This is a genomic window from Rothia sp. HMSC071C12, from assembly GCF_001813895.1.
In the GTDB taxonomy this organism is placed as follows: Bacteria; Actinomycetota; Actinomycetes; order Actinomycetales; family Micrococcaceae; genus Rothia; species Rothia mucilaginosa.
On record NZ_KV814375.1, the window covers coordinates 124248 to 138671 of the forward strand.

The 14424-nt window shown below is 59.2% G+C and carries 11 protein-coding genes and 1 pseudogene; 7 read left to right on the plus strand and 5 right to left on the minus strand.

Annotation, left to right across the window (positions count from 1 at the left end):
- Positions 1 to 12 precede the first annotated feature (12 nt).
- Positions 13 to 345 (minus strand): rhodanese-like domain-containing protein, encoded by a 333-nt coding sequence (locus HMPREF2942_RS07280; protein WP_005504230.1) that lies wholly within the window; start codon positions 343 to 345, stop codon positions 13 to 15.
- Positions 346 to 655: 310 nt separating this feature from the next.
- Between HMPREF2942_RS07280 and HMPREF2942_RS07285 the strand changes: the two genes are divergently transcribed.
- The 6 genes and pseudogenes from HMPREF2942_RS07285 (at position 656) to HMPREF2942_RS07310 (ending at position 8235) form a co-directional block, all read left to right on the plus strand.
- On the plus strand, positions 656 to 2116 hold the full coding sequence (locus HMPREF2942_RS07285) for a peptide MFS transporter (protein ID WP_049338608.1): 1461 nt from the start codon (positions 656 to 658) through the stop codon (positions 2114 to 2116).
- 334 nt (positions 2117 to 2450) lie between these two features.
- Positions 2451 to 3641, plus strand: a complete 1191-nt coding sequence (locus HMPREF2942_RS07290) for a Fic family protein (protein ID WP_012902692.1) — start codon at positions 2451 to 2453, stop codon at positions 3639 to 3641.
- 248 nt (positions 3642 to 3889) lie between these two features.
- Positions 3890 to 4414: a DUF4242 domain-containing protein gene (locus HMPREF2942_RS07295; RefSeq protein WP_012902691.1), complete on the plus strand. Its 525-nt coding sequence runs from the start codon at positions 3890 to 3892 to the stop codon at positions 4412 to 4414.
- A 30-nt stretch (positions 4415 to 4444) separates the two neighbouring features.
- The gene (locus tag HMPREF2942_RS07300; RefSeq protein ID WP_070688749.1) at positions 4445 to 5530 is read left to right on the plus strand and encodes an acyl-CoA dehydrogenase family protein; all 1086 of its coding nucleotides are present in this window, start codon (positions 4445 to 4447) and stop codon (positions 5528 to 5530) included.
- 931 nt (positions 5531 to 6461) lie between these two features.
- Positions 6462 to 6644 (plus strand): annotated as a pseudogene (locus HMPREF2942_RS09595) (acyl-CoA dehydrogenase); the annotation flags it as partial.
- A gap of 256 nt (positions 6645 to 6900) precedes the next feature.
- Positions 6901 to 8235 carry a uracil-xanthine permease family protein gene (locus HMPREF2942_RS07310; protein ID WP_070688750.1) on the plus strand — a complete coding sequence of 445 codons (1335 nt, stop codon included), beginning with the start codon at positions 6901 to 6903 and terminating at the stop codon, positions 8233 to 8235.
- 131 nt (positions 8236 to 8366) lie between these two features.
- Here the strand turns inward: HMPREF2942_RS07310 and HMPREF2942_RS07315 are convergent, their stop codons facing one another.
- The 4 genes from HMPREF2942_RS07315 to HMPREF2942_RS07330 form a co-directional block, all read right to left on the minus strand.
- Positions 8367 to 9884 carry an ATP-binding protein gene (locus HMPREF2942_RS07315; protein WP_049357498.1) on the minus strand — a complete coding sequence of 506 codons (1518 nt, stop codon included), beginning with the start codon at positions 9882 to 9884 and terminating at the stop codon, positions 8367 to 8369.
- A 192-nt stretch (positions 9885 to 10076) separates the two neighbouring features.
- Complete coding sequence (locus tag HMPREF2942_RS07320) at positions 10077 to 10889, minus strand: HAD-IIB family hydrolase (protein WP_070688751.1); 813 nt, start codon at positions 10887 to 10889, stop codon at positions 10077 to 10079.
- Positions 10890 to 10990: 101 nt separating this feature from the next.
- A complete protein-coding gene (locus tag HMPREF2942_RS07325; protein ID WP_070688752.1) occupies positions 10991 to 11536 on the minus strand; it encodes a YbhB/YbcL family Raf kinase inhibitor-like protein in 546 nt (181 codons plus the stop codon).
- A gap of 83 nt (positions 11537 to 11619) precedes the next feature.
- Complete coding sequence (locus HMPREF2942_RS07330) at positions 11620 to 12555, minus strand: carbohydrate kinase family protein (RefSeq protein WP_070688753.1); 936 nt, start codon at positions 12553 to 12555, stop codon at positions 11620 to 11622.
- A gap of 287 nt (positions 12556 to 12842) precedes the next feature.
- Between HMPREF2942_RS07330 and HMPREF2942_RS07335 the strand changes: the two genes are divergently transcribed.
- Positions 12843 to 14279, plus strand: coding sequence for a glyceraldehyde-3-phosphate dehydrogenase (locus HMPREF2942_RS07335; RefSeq protein WP_070688754.1), 1437 nt, complete (start codon positions 12843 to 12845; stop codon positions 14277 to 14279).
- Positions 14280 to 14424 lie beyond the last annotated feature (145 nt).

Sequence of the window (14424 nt, forward strand, 5' to 3'; positions counted from 1 at the left end):
CGAACTGGCGGTTTAGTGAACAACTGCGGGTGCTTCGCCGTTTTCGCTGGTCATCGGCAGGCCGGCAGCGAACCATGCGCTGGTGCCGCCCGCAATGTTGTGTGCGGCGTAGCCGTGTTCGCGCAGGAAGGTTGCCGCGCGGTTCGAACGGCCGCCACCGTGGCAGATGACGTAGAAGTCTTCGCCGGGTGCGGGCAGTTCTTCCAGACGCTCAGCGATGGTGCCGAGGGTGATGTGCTTGGCGCCGGTGGCGTGGCCGCCCTCCCACTCGTAGTCTTCACGCACGTCGATGATAGTTGCGCCTGCGGGAACGTCGCGGGGGTCAACCTGGGGTACAGCGGTCATGGGGTTCTCCTTTGAAATGGTTAAAAATGAGCCGGTCGGCACGGCGGGGTGCCGGGTGGGCATAGTTATGGTTCCACTCTAGCGCTTTGGGGGTGCGTGGCGCATCTAGCCCGGTATTTGGGGGTTTGCGAGATTCGGAAGCAGTGCATACGAAAAAATCGAAATGGTTTTTCATGCACTGAATAAGAGTTTATTCTGTGAAATATAGGTGCGTGCCATGTATACATATGCATGGGCAAGGGTATACACTTATACACATATTGCCCGGGTCACACAGAACCCCGGGCTTGCACAGAAAAGAATTACCACCATGTCCAACACCATCACAGGTGCCGAACCCAAGGACACCAAGACCTTCTTCGGCCACCCGAGCATGCTCGCGAACCTGTTCACCGTAGAAATGTGGGAGCGCTTCTCCTTCTACGGCATGCAGGGCATCATGATCTACTACCTGTACTACACCGCCGACAAGGGCGGCCTGGGCCTCGACAAGGACCTCGCCACCGGCGTTATCGGCGCGTACGGTGCAGTCGTGTACCTCATGGCAATCCTCGGCGGTATCCTCGGTGACCGCATCCTCGGCCCCGAGCGTACCCTATTCTACTCCGCCATAGGCATCATGGCGGGTCACGTCTCCCTCTCCCTCATCCCCGGCGTCCCCGGCGTGGTGATTGGTCTGCTGCTGGTCGCTATCGGCTCCGGCGGTCTGAAGAGTAACGCATCCGTGCTGGTCGGTTCGCTCTACAGTGACAACGACTCCCGCCGCGACGCAGGCTTCACCATCTTCTACATCGGTGTGAACACCGGTGCACTGCTCGGCCCGATCCTGACCGGTTGGGGCTGGCAGACCGGCGGCTTCCACCTCGGCTTCGGCCTTGCCGCAATCGGTATGGCTGCCGGCCTGATTCAGTACTCGCTGACCCGCAAGAACCTGCCCGCCTCTGTGCACCACGTGGGTACCCCCTTCACCGGCGCCCAGAAGCGTAACTTCTTCCTGGCACTGGTCGGTATCGTCGTCGTTCTCGGCATCCTGCTGGCGACCGGTCTGATGACCGCAGACAACCTCAAGAACTGGGTCATGGGCTTCATCTTCATCGGCGCTATCGCCCTGTTCGCTCAGCTGCTGAGCGCCAAGGACGTAACCTCCGATGAGCGTTCCCGCGTCACCGCGTTCATCCCCCTGTGGATTGCAAACGCCGTGTTCTGGGCACTGTACCAGCAGCAGTTCACCGTCATGGCGGTGTACTCGGATGAGCGCCTCAACTGGAACATCCTGGGCATGGAGCTGAGCCCGAACCTGGTCAACTCCATCAACCCGATCTTCATCATCGTCTTCGGCATGATGTTCTCCGCCCTGTGGACCAAGTGGGGTGACCGCCAGCCGGTCACCACCCTGAAGTTCTCCGCAGCGCTGATTATCATCGGCCTGGCGTTCTGGATCTTCCTCGCTCAAGCAGGCGTTCAGAGCGTGAACGTCGGCTGGATCGTGCTGATTCTGTTCGTCTGCACCATCGCTGAGCTGATTATTTCGCCGGTGGGTATTTCGCTGGCGACCAAGCTCGCACCGAAGGCGCACCGCGTGAACATGATGGCGCTGTACTTCACCTCCGTGGCAATGGGCACCGTGCTGTCCGGTTGGCTGGCTCCGTTCTACAGCATGGAGACTGAGGTTCCCTACTTCACCTGGATGGGTATTATCACCATCGCGACCGGTATTCTGCTGTTCCTGGTGCACAAGCCGGTTCAGAAGATGATGCGCGGCGTGAAGTAACCGCAAAGTTGCTTGTCTGCACTGCTGACTCGCTGTTTTCAGGCGGCGTGAGCGTGTATAGGCGAGCGTATATTAGGCTAGGGGCCCCGAATCCTTGAATTACCAAGGGTTCGGGGCCTTTGCTGCACGCCCTGGTATCCGGAAGTGCCAGCAAGTTGAGGAGGTTCAGGAGGGGCGGCTTTAGGGGCGTTCGGGGCCTTTTCCTTAATGAGACAATCCGCGCGGATTTTCTTATTAAGCGCCTTAATAAGAAAATCGAAGTGTATTGTCTTATTAAGACCCCCCATACGACCAGCAAGACGACACCGATGAAGAGGAGGAGGGAGGAGGAACCATGCCCTCAGCCATCACCTGGCCCGCCCTCACATGGGAGCCGCAAACCCCCTGGGTTCACCGCGACGCCCTCGCCTCCCGACGCGCAACGCGCCGCAACTCCGGCCCCTTCTCCAGCGCCGTACCCGCCTCCATTGCCGCACTCAACGTCGAACTCAGCCCCGCACTGCGAGTGCGCCTCCAAGAGAACGCCACCGCAATGACCCGCTTCGATGAGCGACTCCACCACATCGGCGGCATCCCCTTCTCGGCAGTTCTTCTGCGCGGCGAATCCGCCTCCAGCTCACAGATTGAAAACCTTACCGTTAGCGCACGCAGGCTCTCGCTAGCTGTCCTGGGTGCAAGCGGGTCGAAGGTCGGCGTTAACGCCGAGCTGGTGGCGCGCAATGTTCACGCCATGCGTGCAGCCTTGAACACCGCAGAGAACATTAGCGTCGATAATATCCTCGCGATGCACCGCGAACTGACCCGCGGCCTGCAGCAGGACTCCGGCGTACTCCGCACCCAGTGGGTGTGGATTAAGGGTGATTCACCCGTCGCCGCCGACTATGTGGCACCGCATCACGAGCGGGTTCCTGCCGCCCTCGAAGACCTTGTAGCCTTCATGAACCGCCGCGATATTGACCCCCTCGCACAGGCGGCTATCGCGCACGCCCAATTTGAAACGATCCACCCTTTCACCGACGGCAACGGCAGAACCGGACGAGCCCTCATCTCCGCGCTCCTGCTCGCCTGCGGCGTCACTCGCCACGTGATTCTGCCCATCTCCTCCGGGCTGCTGCACGATACTGACGGGTACATTCAGGCGCTCACCGACTACCGTGCAGGCGATGCTGAGCCCATCATCGAGCTCTTCATCGACGCCGCGCAGAAGGCAATCACCAACGCAGAACTCCTGGCGCAAGACATTGAAACCCTGCGCGATGAGGTGCTGTCCATTGCCCAGCGTAAAACCCCTCTCCTGCGTTCCCTCACCGACCTATGCTGCACTGAGCCCGCCTTCACCGCGCACATGGTGGAGGAGCACACGCAGGGGTCCCGAGCTAGTGTGTATCGCCTCCTCAACCGCATGGTGGAGTTGCAGATTCTGCGTGGAGAGCGCGTCAAAATTCAGGGGCAAAAAGTGTGGACTGTCCCCGCTCTCAACCGCGCCCTCGACGACTTTGCGACACGAGCAGGACGACGCGGATAGATGCGCCATCGGGTTCGATAACCCGCGCGAAAATTCTGCGGCCGTAGGCGGGTTGCCGCGCGCGGAACTGTGACGATTTATGTCTCCGCGTGAACGCGCGTGACGGAAAACAGGGTCACAAAAGGACGCATTAAGCCACGAACAGAAATCTACTAGACAGCCCTCAAGCACAGGTCTAAGGTGAATCCAGAACGAGTCGGAAAACCCCTTCCGGCACGACCCTTCAACCCTTAGCCGAGGAGAAAATCATGGCACTTTACCTGGTAGAACTGACCCCCGCACAGCCGTCCAAGGACGAAGCAACCGCACTCATCGAGACCGTCAACTCGTCCCTGACCAACGGCGCCGAGCTCATCGAAACCCAGGTCTCCGCAGACCACAAGATCGTCTTCGTCATCGTCGAATCCGAGAACACCGCATTCGGCCCCGACCTCGCCGCAGCAATCGGTGAGCGCGCATCCGTCGCAGGCCCCGACGCAGTCCGCCTGGTCGGCGCAGAGCTCGAAGACATCAAGAAGCTCAAGAAGGACGCAGACTACCTGGTTGAGTGGGACATCCCCGCAGAGATTACTATGGAACAGTACCTGACCCGCAAGAAGGCAAACGCCCCCAAGTACGCTGAAGTACCCGAGGTTTCCTTCCTGCGCACCTACGTTCGCGAAGACACCGCAAAGTGCCTCTGCTTCTACGACGCACCCGACGAAGAAGCTGTTGTTCGCGCCCGTAAGGCCGTCAGCACCCCCATTGACCGACTGTTCAAGCTGCACGCATAGACGCGATGCTCCCCGCTTAGGAGAAACCCCATGTCCGAGTTCACTCTCGAACCCCTCTACGATTACCCCCAGCGCGAGCAGGTGCTCGCACTCGCCCGAACCCACGCAGATGCTGTTGACCGCGGCGAGCGTTCCCCCTTCGAAAACCTGCGCGAAATCGCTAAGGACGGTCTGATTACCCTGGGCCGCGACGGCGGCTCCCTGGTCCCCCAGGTTTCGGTGGCTTTCGACCTTGCTACCGAGGACGCCTCCACGGCGTTCTCCCTGTGGGCTCACCGCTCGACCATTGCGTTCTTTGACGCTGTGGGCCGCGAGCTGCCCGCCGGTCTGGCGGATGCAACCGTCAGCGGCACCACCGCCATGGCGGCGGCGTACAAGGAGGCTTCGGGTCTGGCACCGATCAAGGTGGAGGGTACCCTCGTTGAGGGCGGTCTGAAGCTGAACGGTTCCGTGTCGTGGGCGTCGAACCTGTACCCGGGCGGCGTGATTGTGCTTCCGGTGGCTGTGCAGAACGCCCCGGAAAGCCACCCGAACCGCTACATCGTGACCGTCCGCCAGGACGTCGAGGGTCTGAGCGTTGACTACCACCGCAACCTGCTGGCGCTGAACGGCACCGAGTCTGGCACCCTGAAGTTCAAGGACGTGTTCGTTCCGAGCGAGGATGTTCTCAGCGACAACATTGAGGCGTTCCTGCACGATGTGACCGCACCGTTCCTGCTGGTTCAGTCGTCGTTCTGCCTGGGTCTTGCCGCTGGTGCTCTGCAGGAGGCTGCTAAGCACCTGGACGTCTCGCAGGGCGTGTTCCGCCCTGAGTTCCCGCTGATTCTGGCGGAGTACCAGAGCCTGCGTGAGGAACTGGTTCGCCTGGCTTCTGAGCCGGAGCGTGCTGAGCGTCGTGACCTGCTGAGCCTGCGTCTGGGTGTGTCTCATTTTGCAACCATTGCTACTCACTTTGAGCTGCAGGTTGTTGGAGGCGCCGGTTACGTGGCCGATTCCCCGACTGCTCGTCGCCTGCGTGAGGCGTCGTTCCTGCCGGTTCAGTCCCCGACCGAGGGTCACCTGCGTTACGAGCTCTCAAAGTACGACCACTTAGAGGATTTGCAGGCAGCGCTGTAGCGGCTCCCCTTTGCTAAATAGGCTCTTGGTGTGAATAAAGCGGTGAAAATCCGTTTATTCACACCAAGAGCCTATTTATCCATTTTTTACACACGTGTATACATCATGAATTCTTTGCTTTACCTATTCGCAATGCTGTGAAGACATATCCAGTAGGAGCATCCCGGGTTCGGCACGGGGTAAACCTGACCCTTGAACCCGGCGAGTCTAGCGCTGGGTATCGGCTGGGTTATTATTGTCCGGGTGGAAATGCTCGGTATTTCCTCCGGCCTGGGCTACGAGATTCTCAACGCCCGCTGAAATGCTCACAGCGACCCTGGTGATCGGACTGCTCGACATTATTCTGGATGCGCTTGCCTCCCGCCTGCTACGCCAGTGCCGAAGGCAGTAAATTCTTCTAGCTGATTCTCCCCGCCTATTTAATTTGAAACTCGCATACTTTTACCCCTATATATATTTAAGAATGAAAGCTTTTTCATATGGAAGGTAGGCATCATGAAAACCGAAAAATCGAAAGAAATTTTCTGGAGCATCATCTCAATTCTCGTAGGCGGAGTAGCCTGGCTAACCATGCAGAATATTTCATGGGGTGTAGTAGACCCCGCGAAAGTCGGTTTCGTATTCGCAGTAATCGGCCTCATTTCTCTTATCTGGGCTCTCTTCAATAAAAACTCAGATAGCTCACGAACGCACGAGACTATACGTAACGCCAATAGGTCAAAGGAGGATTAAGGAGGGTTATTCATTAGGGGTATACCCCCCCAACCGCCTAACCACTCTTCACCACACCGAAAAACAACGGCCCCTCACCTCTTGTCCACGTATGATGGTGAAATACAAAAACCAACCACCAACCATACACGCACAGGTAGGAACCGTTGCCTTCTCGCCGTACCACCGGCCTGACCCCAGCACAATTCACGACCCTCCTAGCACTCCTGCTACTCACTTTGAGCTGCAGGTTGTTGGAGGCGCCGGTTACGTGGCCGATTCCCCGACTGCTCGTCGCCTGCGTGAGGCGTCGTTCCTGCCGGTTCAGTCCCCGACTGAGGGTCACCTGCGTTATGAGCTGGCGCGTTACGATCACCTGGAGAACCTGCGTGACGCTCTCTAAGCCGTTGAGCTGTGTGTAGCGAGGTTTTTATTCGCTCTTTGCATCAATACCCCGTATATGCCTTGAACTGCATATACGGGGTATTGATGCATTCTGGGCTATATATTAGGGGTTTGGGGCTCATCATAAGAGAATATATGCCCTGCTCAACGTATCCCTGCTCATATTTATAGCCGTTTAGCTGTGACCCACACCCGCATACGCGTAGAATTATGTGGAATTTTATACACCACCACATTCACCTCAGGAGCTCCCTTTGAGCATCTCTAAGCTTCTCGGCTTTGACTGGTCGATCCACGGCGACGGCCGCAGTATCAAGCCCGGTTCCTTTGTTGCCCCGAACGAGCGCCTCGCATGGCCGATTACCATCGGCATCGGCGCGCAGCACGTGGTCGCAATGTTCGGCGCGACCTTCCTCGTGCCGATTATTACCGGCTTCCCCCCGGCAACCACCCTGTTCTTCTCGGGTCTCGGCACGGTTCTGTTCCTGCTGATTACCCGCGGACGCGTCCCCTCCTACCTGGGCTCCTCCTTCGCGTTCATTGCGCCCCTGGCGGCTGCCATGAACTCACACGGCCCCGCTGGTGCCCTCGGCGGTATCGTCATGGCGGGTATCGCACTGTTCCTGGTCGGTCTGATTGTTCAGTTCGCTGGCACCGGCTGGCTCACCAAGCTCATGCCCCCGGTCGTCACCGGTTCGATTGTGGCGCTGATTGGTTTCAACCTGGCAAAGAGCGCTAAGGACAACTTCATGGTGGCACCGGTGACCGCACTGGTGACCCTGTGCTCCATCATCCTGATTTCGGTGCTCTTCAAGGGCATTATTGGTCGCCTGTCCATCCTGCTGGGTGTGGGTATCGGCTACATTACCGCCGTGATTCGCGGCGAGGTGAAATTCGAAGAGATCGAGAAGACCGTTCAGGCTCAGGGCTTCATTGGCCTACCGCAGTTCCAGACCCCCGAGTTCCACTGGGAGCTCGCAGGCCTGTTCATCCCCGTGATTCTGGTGCTCGTGGCTGAGAACATCGGTCACGTGAAGTCGGTGGCTCAGATGAGCGGCGAAAACCTGGACGACTACTCCGGCCGCGCCCTCATGGCGGACGGCCTGGCAACCACCATCGCAGGCATGGGTGGCGGTTCGGGTACCACCACCTACGCTGAGAACATCGGTGTTATGGCTGCAACCAAGGTGTACTCCACCGCGGCGTACTGGGTGGCTGCTATCTTCGCGATTGTTCTGTCGCTCTTCCCGGGCTTCGGCGCGGCTATTGCGTCTGTTCCTGCGGGTGTTCTGGGCGGTGCCGCAACCGTGCTGTACGGCATGATCGGTATGCTCGGTGTTCGTATTTGGAGCGAGAACCGCGTGAACTTCTCGAACCAGATTAACCTGACCACCGCCGCTGTGGCGCTGATTGTGGGTATTGCGGACTACACCTGGACCTTCGATGGGATGACCTTCGCCGGTATTGCTCTGGGTACCGCTGCGACCCTGATTATCTTCCACCTGATGACTTTCATTGCGAAGTACACGAAGGCTGCTGGCGACCCGCTAGAGCCCTTCGACCCTGAGAAGAGCACTGAGGGACACTAAGTTCTTCACCGCCCGTTGGAGTAATGCTCCTGATGCGTAGGCTGCAGAAAAGCGGCCCGGATGGATTGGTTTCCATCCGGGCCGTTTTTGTTCTATTGCGGCTCAAGTTCCAGATGCCGTAGCTATGTTCCTTATACCAGCTGGTACGAGGTGTTGCGGATGCCTCGACCGCCATCACGGGTAATAACTCCTTCTTGAAGAAGCTTTGTCAGAACGTACCGAACCTGCGATTTCTGCAGCTCAGCAAAAGGCCCGGGAAGAGCGTCCATGATGTCATCGATACCTGCGGGGCGGCGTAGCGAGCGCAGAGCGAGGAGCACCGCCTCCTGACGGCTACTGGGAATCGTAGGTGACGATTGACGCGGGTCTACGTCCGACTTCTGCTGCGGTGAACCGATGTCGGCGGTACGAGCACCAGCCAGAGGCTCCCTGCTGATGATTACGATAAACTGAATAACCTTATCAATGAATTGGATGGGTTTCAGCCCTGCCCGACGCACCGCCTCCTGTGCCATGTAGATGCCGCTACCCTCGCCCTCGATGACTCGGTATCCGGCGTCTGGGGTTGTTACGTGCGTGCAGACGTCATACAGGCGGTCATTCACGCGGGAACGTTCCCCATACTCTTGCAAGCGTTGAATGGTGATTCCGTATAGACCGCCGGGGTTTTCTACTAAGATTCGGTCGGGGTAAATCCTGACACGCACCTCTTCGGTATCTGCTTTGGGGTTGAGGCTGCGGTGTACGAGTGCATTCGACAGGATCTCACGAAGGGCAATATCGGGTACTTCCTGCCCGTTGACGAGGTGTCCATTGGGTAGCTCGACAACCGGGTGAGCCAGGTTCCGCTTGACCCATGCCAGAGTCTCTTCGAGCATGGCGGGGATGGGGCCGTCCGCCTCGAATTTGTCGAGGTTGCGGGCTTTATCGCTTGGGTCGGGGACGACTCCGGTAACTTTGAGCGAGGCCCTGAACTCTTGGGGGTAATAACCCAAAGCATACAAGCCCGCAAGGGAAAGGTTGTCGGTTCCGAGGGCAATAATTCCCTTACGTCGGAGCACCTCTTCATCCGTACAATTGGCCAGACGCCGTGAGCGAAATCGTACTTCCTTCAGGTATGCCTTCTTGAGGTCTTTATCGAGATTGGCAACAGAGGTATATGCCACCGGTTCCTCATCGAATCCGGTGCGTGTCCGCTGAGCCATCATCAGGTCAGTTTCGTGGCGGCTCATTTCGTGGTCACCGTCACCGGAACGCACGTACGCTTTACCCCGAATGTAGGCGGGGCGTTCATGGAGAGGTAGAGGAGGGATTGTGGCAACAAAGATTTTGGCGCCTTCGTAAAGGATAGTGCCGGATTCCATGGTGTTCGGCGGCTTGAGGCCATTACGGAGCTTGTTGCCCAGGGACTGCTCTAAGGCCGCCGGGTTGTATACGCCTACAGGTGCAAAGTCATTATTCTCATCGAGGCCGCAGATAATGATGCCGCCCGTGGAACTGTTGGAGAAGCTACTCAGGGTTGCGTCTAGGCTTTTCGGGTAGCCTCCGTGGGCTTTTTTAACCTCAATAAACTGCGTATCGCTACCGTGAGTACGCAGTAGTTTGATGGTTTCAGTAAGCCATTCGGGGGTCCATTCCACGTTGTTCATACAAAAAATTTTAGTCTAGACACAAATCAGACACAAAAATTTGAGTCTAGACATAAATTTTTATGTCTAGACTCAAATTTTTTATGTGTAGACATAAAAGTTTATGTCTAAGTTATGTCTACGTTATGTCTGCAGAGGCTCACCTAGCCGCTAGCGCTGGATGGCTCGTGCTGGATAGCTAGTGCTAGGCGGCTAGGACCGTTCGGCGAGCATCGCCTCAATCGTCTGCGCCACACCGTCCTCATGGAAGGGCGGACAAGTACGCCCCACCTTCGCAATGAGCGCCGGCTGACCCGACGCCATGGCGAAGCCCTCCCCCGCCCAGCAAAGCATCTCCGCGTCATTCGGCATGTCACCAAACGCCATCACCTCGTGCGCCTCAATGCCGTGGCGTGCCGCGAACTTCTCCAGAATCCGCCCCTTATTCACGGTCTTAGAGCCCATCTCGACGAGCGGCTCACCGACCACGCCGCGGGTCACCGACACCAGCGAACCCACCGCCTGATGCACGCGTGCCTGCAGAATATCCGGGTCCATGCCGGGCACACGAATCAGGTACTTAATGACCGGGGTTGAACCAATACGTTCGAGCGCCTCGGCGATTTTCGCCTCCACCACGCGGGCGCCCTCAAGCACCTCACCGCCCTCGTGCGGGCCCTGAATGTAGACGGTATCCACGGTTTCGAGGGTGTAGGTGGCGTCGGGGAACATGGGCTCCAGCAGCTCGTGAGTACGGGCAATCACCACGGGATCAGCGCCGTTAACTTCTTCCACCTCGTTCGCGCCCAGGTGGTACACCACGGCACCGTTAGAGCAGATGGCGTAGGAGTCGAAGTCGGTCTGCTCGCGCAGGGGCGTGAGCCAGCGGCTCGGGCGGCCGGTGACGAAGACGATGTCAATCCCGGCGGCGCGGGCGGCCTCAAGGGCGCGCAAGGTACGCGGACGGAACCGGAAGTCGTGCCCGATGAGGGTGCCGTCCAGGTCGCTGGCGATGAGTTTAATCATGCAGATATGCCTTCAGTGGTGGGGTGTATCGGTGCTGGTTAGGGTGCAGGGCTGGTTGGTGGGCGGGGCTGGTGAGACTGTGCCGGCGTGCCGCTATGCCGCTATGCCGCCGGTTCCGCGTAGGTGACGGTCAGGAACGCGCGACCCAGGCCGTGGCCGAGCAGGTTAAAGTTCACGACGGCGGGGCTGGCGTTCTCGTCAATGTCGAGCTTCTCCACATCCACGGCGGTGACGCAGAAGATGTAGCGGTGCGGGCCGTGACCAGCCGGAGGGGCAGCACCCAGGAAGCCCGCCACACCGGCGTCGTTGCGGTGCGTCAGGGCGCCGGCGGGTGCATCCGCGCCAGTGTCAATGCTGGTCACGTTGGCGGGAATATTGGAGACAGTCCAGTGCCAGAAACCGCTGGGGACCGGCGCATCCGGGTCGAAGCAGGTCAGCACGAAGGACTTGGTACCCTCGGGGAATCCGCTCCAGGACAGCTGCGGGGAGCGGTCCTGACCGCCCGCCACGCCGAAGAGGGCGGAGCGCATCCATTCGGGGGCGGTGCCGCCGTCCTGAATGTCGGTGGAGGTCAGGGTGAATTCGGGCAGTTCGGGCAGGCCCGCGTAGGGTTCGCGGGGCAGGGGTGCGGTGCCGATGTTGGTCATGGTGCTCCTCAGCGTTGGGGTGCGGGTGGATATGGCGACGCCGGCGGACAGAGTGAGCTATCCGCCGGCGAGGCGTAGATTATTTAGCCGTTGAGTACGGCGGTCAGTTCTTCGCGGGTGGGCGGGTTAGCGCCCGCGCGGGAGACGGTGATGCCGGCTGCGGTTGCGGAGAAACGCAGCAGGTCGGCGATGTCTTCGGCGGTCAGTGCGGCGACCTTGGCGCGCGCCTCAGCACCGGCGATACCGCGGTCGAGCAGGCCCGCGATGAGCGCCGCCATGAGGGAGTCACCGGCGCCGACGGTGTCCGCAACCTCAACACGGTGTGCGGGCTGGCTGATGCCCTCGGGGTACTTCTTGGTGAAGGCGATGGGGCCGTCCTCGCCGCGAGTGATGACCATCAGCTCAGCGCCGAGGTCAAGCCAAGCGCGTGCGGTGTCGTCGAGGGAGCGGTCGGGGTAGAGCCACTGCAGGTCCTCGTCAGATGCCTTCACGACGGTGGAGAGGGACACGAACTTTTCAGCCCAAGCGCGGCCCTCGTCAACGTTGTGGATGAGGGTGGGGCGGCAGTTCGGGTCGTAGCTGAGCAGGGCGCTGTCGCGGGCTGCTTCGAAGGCTGCGGCGACCACGTGCGCGCCGGGTTCGAGCATGGCGGCGATGGAGCCGGTGTGCACTGCGTCGGAGGTGCGTGCCAGTTCGGTGAGCTTCTCGGCGACGGATTCGAGGGACCATGTGATGTCGAATTCGTACTCTGCCGCGCCATCGGCACCGATGGTTGCCTGGGCGACGGAGGTACGTTCAGCACTGTGCTCGAAGGGCAGGGCCACCTGGGATGCTTCCAGGTGCGCGTCAATGCTCTTGCCGTAGGCGTCGGGGCCGTAGTGGCCGACGAAGTTGGTGGGGTGGCCGAGGCGGCGTGCGCCGACGGCTACGTTCATGGGCGACCCGCCGGGGTAGGCGCGGGTTTCTCCGTCGTGCTGGTGGACGACGTCTACGAGTGCTTCACCGATTACAGTCAACATGGTTTCAATTCTACTCATGTTTTCCGGGCCGTGGAGTGTGTTTTTGTGGGTATTTAAAGTGGTTTTGCTTTCCCTTTTGAGGGCTTATGTTGGCTTGCCGTGTGGGTTCACAAACTGCCTTCTGTCTCTTCTGACTTTTAGCCTCAATATCGCTAATTTTGAGGCTCTGAAGGGGTCCGCACGGGTTAGACTTAAACCGACGCCGGGTCTTAACGCCCGGCACGGTATTGACGCGACAGCATCGTCGCGCCTACCCTCCAACGACGAAGTTAGGAAGAAGGTCATACGTGACGACTGCAACCGCTACCTGGGTTAACCGTGAAGCTACCGCAGAGGAGCTGATCCCCCTCATCGGTAAGCTGCACCGCGAGAACGGCGTGGTGCTGAGCATTCACGGCCGCAGCCTGGTCAACAAGTCTGTCATTGAGCTGCTGAAGCTGCACGATTTCGTATCCCACATCGACGGTGCACCCCTGAACCCCGCGCACTCCCTCGAGCTGGTTCGCGCCCTGGTTGAGCTGAACCTGGGCGCGTGCTCGATTAACATTGCTGCTCTGCACAAGGCACACCACGAGGCGGGCTCCCCCGAGCTGTCCATGTGGCTGCCCGAGCAGCTGGGTTCCTCCGTGAACCACCAGGGTGACCAGCCGAAGGAGCAGGACGTTGTGCTGTACGGCTTTGGTCGTATTGGTCGCCTGCTGGCTCGTATTCTGCTGGAGCGCTCCTCCTCGCCGCTGGGTTCTGGCCTGAACCTGCGCGCTGTTGTGGTGCGTAAGAACGGCGATAAGGACCTGGTCAAGCGCGCATCCCTGCTGGAGCGCGACTCTGTTCACGGCCCGTTCAAGGGCGTTATTGAGGTGGACGAGGAGAACAGCACCATCATCGCTAACGGTGTTCCGGTTCGCTTCATTTACTCCTCTGACCCGACCACTGTCGACTACACCGAGTACGGCATCAATGACGCTCTGCTGGTGGACAACACCGGCCGCTGGCGCGACGTTCCGGGCCTTGAGCAGCACCTGAACTGCCCCGGCATTTCTCGTGTTCTGCTGACCGCTCCCGGTAAGGGCGACATGAAGAACATCGTGTTCGGCGTGAACGACAACGTCATCACCGATGAGGACAAGATTGTTTCCGCAGCGTCCTGCACCACCAACGCGATTACTCCGGCACTGAAGGTTCTGGATGACGCATACGGTGTTGAGCGCGGCCACGTTGAGACCGTTCACGCATTCACCAACGATCAGAACCTGATCGACAACTTCCACAAGGGTGACCGCCGCGGTCGCTCCGCTGTGCTGAACATGGTCATCACCGAGACCGGTGCAGCAAAGGCTGTTTCTAAGGCTCTGCCGCAGCTGGAAGGCAAACTGACCGGTAACGCTATCCGCGTTCCCACCCCGGACGTCTCCATGGCAATCCTGAACGTGAAGCTGACCAAGCCCGCAGGTTCCGCTGAGGAACTGAACGAGCTGTTCCGCCGCGAGTCCATCGACGGCGAGCTGCGCCGCCAGGTGGGCTACTCGGATTCCCCCGAGGCTGTTTCCACCGACTTCGTGGGTTCCCGCACCGCAGGTGTTGTGGACTCGCTGGCTACCGTGGTGACCGATGACTCCGCAATTGTCTACGTCTGGTACGACAACGAGTTTGGTTACTCCTGCCAGGTGATTCGCGTTCTGGAGCGCATGGGCGGCTACGACGTGCCCTCCTACCCCGCTAAGTAAGCTACCCCAGCTCATCTAGCACACATATAACAAACCCACCGGTACATATAGCCATTTGGCTATATTGCCGGTGGGTTTGTTTATGAGGTTATATGCGCAAATAAGAGGTGCCACGCAGAAGCTCAGAAGAGCTACGCGAGCGACA